General features: G+C 73.9%; 13 protein-coding genes. 12 read left to right on the forward strand and 1 reads right to left on the reverse strand.

What is annotated here, in order from left to right; genetic code table 11:
* Positions 1 to 696, reverse strand: a 696-nt coding sequence (locus tag E1193_RS27265) for an LON peptidase substrate-binding domain-containing protein (protein WP_132186042.1), incomplete at its 3' end; no start/stop codon positions are given.
* A gap of 107 nt (positions 697 to 803) precedes the next feature.
* On the opposite strand from E1193_RS27265, the gene hisD reads away from it, so the two are divergent.
* The 12 genes from hisD to hisF all read left to right on the forward strand — a co-directional run bounded on the left by hisD (position 804) and on the right by hisF (position 9065).
* The gene (gene hisD, locus E1193_RS27270; protein ID WP_132186043.1) at positions 804 to 2126 is read left to right on the forward strand and encodes a histidinol dehydrogenase; all 1323 of its coding nucleotides are present in this window, start codon (positions 804 to 806) and stop codon (positions 2124 to 2126) included.
* Complete coding sequence (locus E1193_RS27275; RefSeq protein WP_132186044.1) at positions 2123 to 3244, forward strand: histidinol-phosphate transaminase; 1122 nt, start codon at positions 2123 to 2125, stop codon at positions 3242 to 3244. The genes hisD and E1193_RS27275 overlap by 4 nt, the downstream gene beginning before the upstream one ends.
* A 3-nt stretch (positions 3245 to 3247) precedes the next feature.
* The gene (hisB, locus tag E1193_RS27280; RefSeq protein WP_132186045.1) at positions 3248 to 3859 is read left to right on the forward strand and encodes an imidazoleglycerol-phosphate dehydratase HisB; all 612 of its coding nucleotides are present in this window, start codon (positions 3248 to 3250) and stop codon (positions 3857 to 3859) included.
* A gap of 58 nt (positions 3860 to 3917) precedes the next feature.
* Positions 3918 to 4088, forward strand: a complete 171-nt coding sequence (locus E1193_RS32150; protein WP_165945839.1) for a hypothetical protein — start codon at positions 3918 to 3920, stop codon at positions 4086 to 4088.
* Positions 4088 to 4714 carry an imidazole glycerol phosphate synthase subunit HisH gene (gene hisH / locus E1193_RS27285; RefSeq protein ID WP_132186046.1) on the forward strand — a complete coding sequence of 209 codons (627 nt, stop codon included), beginning with the start codon at positions 4088 to 4090 and terminating at the stop codon, positions 4712 to 4714. Before E1193_RS32150 ends, hisH begins: the two co-directional genes overlap by 1 nt.
* Before the next feature lie 36 nt (positions 4715 to 4750).
* Positions 4751 to 5074, forward strand: a complete 324-nt coding sequence (locus E1193_RS27290) for a hypothetical protein (protein WP_132186047.1) — start codon at positions 4751 to 4753, stop codon at positions 5072 to 5074.
* 15 nt (positions 5075 to 5089) lie between these two features.
* A complete protein-coding gene (gene priA / locus E1193_RS27295; RefSeq protein WP_132186048.1) occupies positions 5090 to 5818 on the forward strand; it encodes a bifunctional 1-(5-phosphoribosyl)-5-((5-phosphoribosylamino)methylideneamino)imidazole-4-carboxamide isomerase/phosphoribosylanthranilate isomerase PriA in 729 nt (242 codons plus the stop codon).
* Positions 5815 to 6225, forward strand: coding sequence for a RidA family protein (locus E1193_RS27300; protein ID WP_132186049.1), 411 nt, complete (start codon positions 5815 to 5817; stop codon positions 6223 to 6225). Before priA ends, E1193_RS27300 begins: the two co-directional genes overlap by 4 nt.
* Before the next feature lie 82 nt (positions 6226 to 6307).
* Positions 6308 to 6754 carry a MarR family transcriptional regulator gene (locus E1193_RS27305; protein WP_132186050.1) on the forward strand — a complete coding sequence of 149 codons (447 nt, stop codon included), beginning with the start codon at positions 6308 to 6310 and terminating at the stop codon, positions 6752 to 6754.
* A gap of 5 nt (positions 6755 to 6759) precedes the next feature.
* Entirely contained in the window at positions 6760 to 7191 is a 432-nt protein-coding gene (locus E1193_RS27310) for an organic hydroperoxide resistance protein (RefSeq protein ID WP_132186051.1), read from the forward strand.
* A gap of 34 nt (positions 7192 to 7225) precedes the next feature.
* Positions 7226 to 8224: an NADP-dependent oxidoreductase gene (locus E1193_RS27315; protein WP_132186052.1), complete on the forward strand. Its 999-nt coding sequence runs from the start codon at positions 7226 to 7228 to the stop codon at positions 8222 to 8224.
* A 73-nt stretch (positions 8225 to 8297) separates the two neighbouring features.
* Positions 8298 to 9065 (forward strand): imidazole glycerol phosphate synthase subunit HisF, encoded by a 768-nt coding sequence (hisF, locus tag E1193_RS27320; protein ID WP_132186053.1) that lies wholly within the window; start codon positions 8298 to 8300, stop codon positions 9063 to 9065.
* Positions 9066 to 9078: the final 13 nt, after the last annotated feature.

Below are 9078 nucleotides of genomic sequence, written 5' to 3' on the forward strand. Positions count from 1 at the left end.
GTTGGGGGTCGGGGGAGACGCCAGCTCCGACAGCGGCACCGGAACCGCCCGGACCTGGCGCAGCAGAGCCGCCTCGCGGTTGAGCAGCCGCAGCTCGGCGCGGAGCCGGGCAGCGGTGTCGTCGATGGCCAGCAGCCGCTGCCGGTCCGCCACGGTCAACGCGGCGGTCGCCGCCACCAGGTGGGACAGCACCGTCGGGTCCTCGGGCAGCTGCTCGGAGACCTCCTGCTGCCCGGGGCGGACCAGTCCCAGGTACTGTCGGAAGACCGCGATCACGCGGGCCGCCAGCAGCTCGCTCACCTCGTCGACGCCGGCCGGCTCCGGCAGCCACTCCACCTCGGCGGTCAGGTACGGCGCCGCGGCCCGGTCGACGTCGGCGATGCGGAACCGCCGCCGGCCCACCGTGACGATGTCGAAGCCACCGTCGTCGAGCTCGGTGACCTGACGCAGCTCGGCGGTGCAGCCCACCTCGTGCAGGATCACCTCGCCGTCGCCCGGGACGACCCGCCCCGGGCCGGGGGCCACCTCCCAGCCGCTGCGGATCGCCACCACGCCGAACTCGCGGGGCGCCCCCTCCGGCCGCACGACCAGGTCGCGGACCAGCGTGCGGTAGCGCTCCTCGAAGATGTGCAGCGGCAGCACCAGACCGGGAAAGAGCACCGTTGCGAGCGGGAACACCGGCAGCCGTGCGGTCACGCGTCCGAGCGTAGCCCGATCCCGCGCGCCCGGCGTGTCCCGGCTCACCGTCCCGCCGTCCGGACGGTGCGGGTCGCCTCCGCGACTCGCCGCCTAGACTCGCAGGGGTGTTGAACCGGATCGACCTGCGCGGCGGGGTCCGTGACCCGCGCCACCTGCTGCCCCGTGCCCAGCTCGACGTCTCCGTGGCCGTCGAGCGGATCCGCCCTCTCGTGGAGGCGGTCCAGGAGCATGGGTACCCGGCGATCCGGGAGGCCAGCGAGCGATTCGACGGGATCAGCCCGGAGGTGCTGCGGGTTCCCGCCGGAGCGATCGCCGAGGCCGAGACGACGCTGGACCGGCAGGTGCGCGCCGCGCTGCTGGAGTCGATCACCCGGGTCCGCAGGGTGCACGCCGACCAGCGCCGCACCGACCACACCACCCAGGTCGTGCCGGGCGGCACGGTCACCGAGCGTTGGCTGCCGGTCGACCGGGTCGGCCTCTACGTCCCCGGCGGCCTGGCCATGTACCCGTCGACCGTGGTGATGAACGTGGTGCCGGCCCAGGCGGCCGGGGTCCGCTCGCTGGTCGTGGCCAGCCCGCCGCAGAAGGAGAACGGCGGCCTGCCCGACCAGCGGGTCCTCGCCGCCTGCGCGTTGCTCGGCGTCGACGAGGTGTACGCCGTCGGCGGCGCCCAGGCGGTGGCGATGCTCGCGTACGGCGCGGCGGTCGACCCCGAGGGCAACCTGCGCTGCGATCCCGTCGACATGATCACCGGCCCGGGCAACATCTGGGTCACCGCCGCCAAGCGGCTGCTGCGCGGCGTGGTCGGCATCGACGCCGAGGCCGGTCCGACCGAGATCGCCATCCTGGCCGACGACACCGCCGACCCGGCGCACGTCGCCGCCGACCTGATCAGTCAGGCCGAGCACGACCCACTCGCCGCGAGCGTGCTGGTCACCCCGTCGGTCGCGCTGGCCGACGCGGTCGACGCGGAGCTGGTCCGGCAGACGTCGGCCACCAAGCACGTCGAACGGGTGCTCGCCGCGCTGCGCGGCGAGCAGAGCGGCATCGTGCTGGTCGACGACCTGGCGGCCGGGCTGCGGGTGGTCGACGCGTACGCCGCCGAACACCTGGAGATCCAGACCGAGAACGCCCGCGAGTGGGCGCTGCGGGTCCGCAACGCCGGGGCGGTCTTCGTGGGGGCCTGGTCGCCGGTGTCGCTGGGCGACTACTGCGCCGGGTCCAACCACGTGCTGCCCACCGGCGGCTGCGCCCGGCACTCCTCGGGGCTGTCCGTGCAGTCGTTCCTGCGCGGCGTCCACCTGGTGGAATACACCCGGGAGGCGCTGCGCGAGGTGGCCCCGCACGTGGTCACCCTGGCGGGGGTCGAGGACCTGCCCGCGCACGGCCAGGCCGTGCGGGCGCGGTTCGCGGAGGAGTCCGCGTGACCACCCTCGACGATCTGCCCATCCGCGACGACCTGCGGGGCCTGACGCCTTACGGCGCGCCGCAACTGGACGTCGCGGTGCGGCTCAACACCAACGAGAACTCCTACCCGGTGCCCGGGCCGGCGGTCGACGCGATCGGCAGGGCGCTCGCCGCCGAGCTGCGCGACCTCAACCGCTACCCCGACCGGGACGCGGTGGCGCTCCGCGCCGACCTGGCGGCGTACCTGGGCCACGGGCTCACCGCGGACCAGGTCTGGGCGGCCAACGGCTCCAACGAGATCCAGCAGCAGCTGCTCCAGGCGTTCGGCGGCCCGGGGCGCAGCGCGCTCGGCTTCGTCCCGGCGTACTCGATGCACCCGCTGCTGTCCCTGGGCACCGGCACCCGGTGGATCCCGGCCGCGCGCGGCGTCGACTACGGGCTGACCGCCAGCGAGGCGGTCGCCCAGGTCCGGCAGCACGCCCCCGACGTGGTCCTGCTCTGCTCGCCGAACAACCCCACCGGCACCGCGCTGGACCCGACCGTGGTCGCCGCGGTGCTCGACGTCGCGCCCGGCATGGTGGTCGTCGACGAGGCGTACGCCGAGTTCGCCCGGCCGGGCACGACGAACGCCCTGGCGATGCTGCCGGGGCATCCGCGGCTGGTGGTCACCCGCACCATGAGCAAGGCGTTCGGCTTCGCCGGTGGGCGGCTGGGTTACCTGGCCGCCGACCCGGCGGTGGTGGCGGCGGTGCAGCTCGTGCGGCTGCCGTACCACCTCTCGGCGCTGACCCAGGCCGCCGCCCGGGCGGTGCTGGCGCACCGCGACGCCCTGCTCGGCACGGTCGAGGCGATCATGGCGCAGCGGGACCGGATCGTCGCCGAGCTGCGCGCCCGGGGTCACCGGGTGGCCGACAGCGACGCCAACTTCGTGCTGTTCGAGGTGGGTGGCGACCAGAGCGCCGCCTGGCGCGCCCTGCTCGACGCGGGCGTCCTGGTCCGCGACGTCGGTCTGCCCGGCTGGCTGCGGGTCACCGCCGGCACCCCCGCCGAGACCGACGCCTTCCTGTCCGCAATGACCAAGCTCCAGTGGGAGCGCGAGCGTGAGCTCGCGAGCCCCGCAGCCGCGACCGAAAGGTAAGCAATGAGTCGCACCGCCCGGGTGGAGCGGATCACCAAGGAGACCAACGTCCTGGTCGAGCTGGACCTCGACGGCACCGGCAAGGCCGAGATCAGCACCGGCGTCGGCTTCTACGACCACATGCTGCACCAGATCGCCCGGCACGGCGGCTTCGACCTCAGCGTGCGCACCATCGGTGACCTGGAGATCGACGCCCACCACACGATGGAGGACACCGCGCTCGCCCTGGGCGCCGCGTTCGACCAGGCGCTGGGGGACAAGGCCGGCATCCGGCGGTACGGCTCGGCCACCGTCCCGATGGACGAGGTGCTGGTCCGGGCGGCGATCGACCTGTCCGGCCGGCCGTACGTGGTGCACGACGAGCCGGCCCTGGCGCCGTACATCGGCCCGGTCTATCCGACCAGCATGACCCGGCACATCTGGGAGTCCTTCGGCCAGGCGGCCCGGATCACCCTGCACGTGGACGTGCTGCGCGCTGCCCGACCGGGCGGCCACCCGGACGCCCACCACGTGGTGGAGGCCCAGTTCAAGGCGGTTTCTCGGGCGCTGCGCGAGGCCACCGCGCTGGACCCGCGCAACGCGGGCATGGTGCCCAGCACGAAGGGCGCGCTGTGACGGGCGCGCGGGACGCGACGTGGCGGGGTGCCGCGGCCGTGACCGGAGGCCGGCGCTGATGGGCAAGGTGCTGCCGACCCTGCTGCTGATCCTGGCCGGGGTGTTGGTCGGTGGAACGTGGTCGTTGATCCGGCAGGGCGCGCCGCGCGGCGCGGTGGTGGTCACCGGGCTGCTCGCCGCGCTGGCCACCGTCGCCGGTGTGCTCTGGCTGCTACCGGGGGAGGGCTGATGGCCAAGCGGATCGTGGTGCTCGACTACGGCTCGGGCAACCTGCGCTCGGCCGAGCGGGCGCTGGAGCGGGCCGGCGGGGACGTGACCGTCACCGCCGACCTGGCTGCCGCCGCCGAGGCGGACGGCCTGGTGGTGCCGGGTGTGGGTGCCTTCGCCGCCTGCATGGCGGGGATCGAGGAGCTCGGCGCGGGGCCGGTCATCGCCGAGCGGGTCGCCGCCGGCCGGCCGGTGCTGGGCATCTGCGTCGGCATGCAGGTGCTCTTCGGGCACGGCGACGAGCACGGGCTGGTCACCAAGGGCCTGGGCCTGCTGCCCGGCGGGGTGACGAAACTGCCCGCCCAGCGGCTGCCGCACATGGGTTGGAACACCGTCGACGCGTCGGCCGACTCGGTGCTCTTCGCCGGGCTGCCGGCCGGCAGCCGGTTCTACTTCGTCCACTCGTACGGGGTGACCGACGTGGCGGGCCTGGTCGCCGCCGGTGCGACGGTGACCACGGCCCACCACGGGTCGGACTTCGTCGCCGCCGTGGAGCGGGGGCCGCTGTCGGCGGCCCAGTTCCATCCGGAGAAGTCCGCCGACTCCGGTGCCGCGCTGCTGCGCAACTGGCTGGCCACGGTTGACTGAGCCGGCCGTCCGGCCGCCCGCCGGGGCGGGGGTCCGGTGAGCAGGGAACGGGCGCGTAGACGGGCCGCGCGGGAGGCGCAGGCCGCTCGGGAACGGGTGGTCCGCCAGCGTAAGCTGGCCCGCCGGGAGCGCCGACGGGCCCTGGTCCGCCGGCTGACGCCGGAGTGGCGGCGGGGCCGTACCGGTCGGCTGGCCCGGCGCAGTCGGGGGGAACGGGCCGCCATCGTCGGGTTGAGCCTGGCCGCGTTGCTCGGTGTCTGGATGTTCGTCGACGACTGGGCGCTCCGGCTGGTCCTGGTCGTCTTGCTGCTGCTGGTCCTGCCCGCGGTCGTGGTGATCGCGCTGGACCGTCGGATCTGACCGAGGAGAAGAGAAGTGAGCCTCACCCTGTTGCCCGCCGTGGACGTCGCCGACGGCCAGGCCGTCCGGCTCGTGCAGGGCGCCGCCGGTAGCGAGACCGGGTACGGCGACCCCGTGGAGGCTGCGCTGGCCTGGCAGTCCGACGGTGCCGAGTGGATCCATCTGGTCGATCTCGACGCCGCGTTCGGCCGGGGCTCCAACGCGCACCTGCTCGCCGAGGTGGTCCGCCGGCTCGACGTGAAGGTCGAGCTCTCCGGCGGTATCCGGGACGACGAGTCGCTGAGCGCGGCCCTGGGCACCGGTGCCGCCCGGGTCAACATCGGCACCGCCGCGCTGGAGGATCCGCAGTGGTGCGACCGGGTCTGCGGGGAGTACGGCGACCGCGTCGCGATCGGGCTGGACGTGCGGGGACGTACCCTGTCGGCCCGGGGCTGGACCCGCGACGGCGGTGACCTGTGGGAGGTGTTGGAGCGGCTGGACAAGGCCGGCGCCTCCCGGTATGTGGTGACCGACATCACCAAGGACGGCACGATGCGCGGGCCGAACCTGGATCTGCTGCGCGAGGTCTGTGCCCGCACCGACGCCCCGGTGATCGCCTCCGGTGGCGTCTCGACCCTGGACGACCTGCGGGCGCTGGCCACCCTGGAACCGATCGGGGTGGAGGGCGTGATCGCCGGCAAGGCGCTCTACGCCGGTGCGTTCACGGTCGCCGAGGCGCTGGAGACGCTCCGGGCCGCCGGGTGAGGGCGGCCGGGCAGCAGCCGGCGGTCATCCGGATCAGCTCGGGTGGCCCCTGGGAGGGGCGGTACGGCTACTCACGGGTGGTACGGGCCGGGGACCGGGCCTGGACGGCCGGCTGCACGTCGACGGTGGACGGCGTGGTGACGCACGTCGGGGACGCGGCGGCGCAGACCGCCCAGGCGTTGCGGATCGGCCTGGACGCGCTGGCCGAGGTGGGCGCGTCGCCGGCAGACGTGGTCCGGACGCGGATGTACGTCACCGACCGGAGCCACGCCGACGAGGTTGGGCGGGCGCACCACGCGGTGTTCGGCGCGGTGCGGCCGGCGGCGACGATGGTGGTGGTGGCCGGGCTGATCGACCCGGACCAGCTGGTCGAGGTGGAGCTGGAGGCGTACCTGGGCGAGCGGTGAACCGGGCCGCTCGGCGGTGAAGGCGGTCACATCACGACCAGATAAGTTGTGCGCAATCTAATTTCGCACTACGGTTTGGGACATGACCGATGATCTGGTGCTGCGTCGACAGGTGTGCTTCGCGCTCTACGCCGCGTCGCGTGCCCTCACCGACGTCTACCGGCCCATCCTCGACGAGTTCGGCCTGACCTACCCGCAGTACCTGGTGCTGATGGTGCTCTGGGAGCGCGGCGACGACGCTCCCACGGTCTCCGAGCTCGGTGCCGTGCTGCGGCTGGACTCCGGCACGCTCTCCCCGCTGCTCAAGCGGCTGGAGGCCGCCGGCCTGGTGGTCCGGTCCCGGTCGGCGCGCGACGAGCGGCGGGTGGAGGTGGGGCTGACCGCCGACGGTGCGGCCCTGCGGCGGCGGATCGGCGAGGTGCCGGCGCGGGTCGCCTGCGCCACCGGCCTCACCGAGGCCGAGCTGGTCGCCCTGCGCGACACCCTCACCCGGGTCACCGAGACGATCCACCGACAGAAGGAGCAGTGATCCCCGTGCAGGTGCTCTATACCGCCTTTGCCCGCGCCACCGGCGACGGCCGCGACGGCCACGTCCGCACCTCCGACGGCACGCTCGACCTGGACCTGGCGATCCCGAAGGAGATGGGCGGCGCGGGCGACGCGGCCAACCCCGAGCAGCTCTTCGCCGCCGGCTACGCCGCCTGCTTCCACTCGGCGCTGCGCACGGTTGCCCGCCGGGCCCGGGCCGACGTCTCCAGCTCGCTCGTCGAGGCCGAGGTGGGCATCGGCCCGAACGGCAGCGGCGGCTTCGGGCTGACCGTCGCCCTCGTGGTGGACCTGCCCGCCCTGGAGCGGGCCGCCGCCGAGCAGCTCGTCGAGGCCGCACACCAGGTCTGCCCGTACTCCAACGCGACGCGCGGCAACATCGACGTCGCTCTCACCGTCCGCGAGACCGCGTCGGCCTGAGCCGATGGCGACCGCGTACGAAAGGAGAACCCTCATGAGCGCCAACCGTGAAATCCACCTGGCCTCCCGCCCGCAGGGCTGGCCCACCGCCGACAACTTCCGCCTCGTCGAGACCGAGGTGCCGACCCCCGGTCCGGGCCAGATCGTGGTCCGCAACCAGTTCATGTCGGTCGACCCGTACATGCGGGGCCGGATGGACGACGTCAAGTCGTACGTGCCGCCGTTCGCGCTCGATGCCCCGCTCGACGGCGGCGCGGTAGGCGAGGTGGTGGCCAGCGATGCCGACGGCATCAAGGTCGGCGACACCGTCCTGCACGGCCTGGGCTGGCGCGAGTACGCCCTGGTCGAGGCGCGGGCCGCCCGCACGGTCGACCCGGCCGTCGCCCCGCTCACCGCGTACCTCGGCGTGCTCGGCATGACCGGCCTGACCGCGTACGCCGGCCTGCTCGACGTGGCGGCGATGAAGCCGGGCGAGACCGTCTTCGTCTCCGGCGCCGCCGGCGCGGTGGGCAGTATGGTCGGCCAGATCGCCAAGCTCTCCGGCGCCGCCCGGGTGGTCGGCAGCGCCGGCTCGCCCGCCAAGGTCGAGCGGCTGAGGGCGCTGGGCTTCGACGCCGCCTTCGACTACCACGACGGTCCGGTGAAGGACCTGCTCGGGGCCGCGGCGCCGGACGGCGTCGACGTCTACTTCGACAACGTCGGCGGCGAGCACCTGGAGGCCGCGATCGGCGCGATGAACCTGCACGGCCGGGCTGCCATCTGCGGCATGATCGCGCAGTACAACTCGACCGAGCCGCCGGCCGCCCCGCGTAACCTGGCGCTGGTCATCGGCAAGCGGCTCACCCTGCGTGGCTTCCTGGTCGGCGACCACGGCCACCTGCGTGACCGGTTCGTCGCCGACGTTGCCGGCTGGCTGCGCGACGGCAGGATCTCGTACGACGAGACGGTCGTCGAGGGTGTCGAGAACGCCCCTCAGGCGTTCCTCGGCATGCTGCGCGGCGAGAACCTGGGCAAGATGCTCGTCCGGGTGTGACCCGGAACTCGTTCACGGCGGTCGGCCCGGTCGGGCCGACCGCCGTGCCGCGGCTGTTGGATAAGCTCACGGAATGACGGTGGCGGTGCGGGTGATCCCGTGTCTGGACGTGGACGCCGGTCGGGTGGTCAAGGGGGTCAACTTCCTCGATCTGCGCGACGCCGGTGACCCGGTGGAGCTGGCCGCGGCCTACGACCGCGCCGGCGCCGACGAGTTGACCTTCCTCGACGTCACCGCCTCCTCCAGCGACCGGGGCACCACCCTCGACGTGGTCCGGCGTACGGCGGAGTCGGTCTTCATCCCGCTCACCGTCGGCGGCGGGGTCCGGCAGGTCGCCGACGTCGACACCCTGTTGCGCGCCGGCGCCGACAAGGTCGGCGTGAACACCGCCGCGATCGCCCGGCCCGAGCTGATCGCCGAGATCGCCGACCGGTTCGGCCGGCAGGTGCTGGTGCTCTCGTTGGACGTGCGGCGGGCACCCGCCGGCACTACGGCGAGCGGTTTCGAGGTCACCACGCACGGCGGCCGGCGTGGCACCGGCCTGGACGCCGTCGAGTGGGCCGCCCGCGGCGCCGAACTGGGCGCGGGGGAGATCCTGCTGAACTCGATGGACGCCGACGGCACCAAGGCCGGTTTCGACCTGGCGCTGATCCAGGCGGTCCGCGCGGTGGTCGACGTGCCGGTGATCGCCAGCGGCGGCGCCGGCGAGGTGGGGCACTTCCCGCCGGCTGTGGGCGCGGGCGCGGACGCGGTGCTCGCCGCCAGCGTCTTCCACTTCGGCGAGTTGACCGTGGGTGAGGTCAAGGACGCGCTGCGGGCCGTCGGCCACCCCGTCCGCTGACACTGTCCGGCCC

Source organism: Micromonospora sp. KC606 (assembly GCF_004348675.1).
In the GTDB taxonomy this organism is placed as follows: Bacteria; Actinomycetota; Actinomycetes; order Mycobacteriales; family Micromonosporaceae; genus Micromonospora.

Coding starts and splice junctions, on each gene's coding strand:
- hisB (WP_132186045.1), top strand. CDS start 3,248: ATGAGTCGCACCGCCCGGGTGGAGCGGATCACCAAGGAGACCAACGTC.
- E1193_RS32150 (WP_165945839.1), top strand. CDS start 3,918: ATGGGCAAGGTGCTGCCGACCCTGCTGCTGATCCTGGCCGGGGTGTTG.
- hisH (WP_132186046.1), top strand. CDS start 4,088: ATGGCCAAGCGGATCGTGGTGCTCGACTACGGCTCGGGCAACCTGCGC.
- E1193_RS27305 (WP_132186050.1), top strand. CDS start 6,308: ATGACCGATGATCTGGTGCTGCGTCGACAGGTGTGCTTCGCGCTCTAC.
- E1193_RS27315 (WP_132186052.1), top strand. CDS start 7,226: ATGAGCGCCAACCGTGAAATCCACCTGGCCTCCCGCCCGCAGGGCTGG.
- hisF (WP_132186053.1), top strand. CDS start 8,298: ATGACGGTGGCGGTGCGGGTGATCCCGTGTCTGGACGTGGACGCCGGT.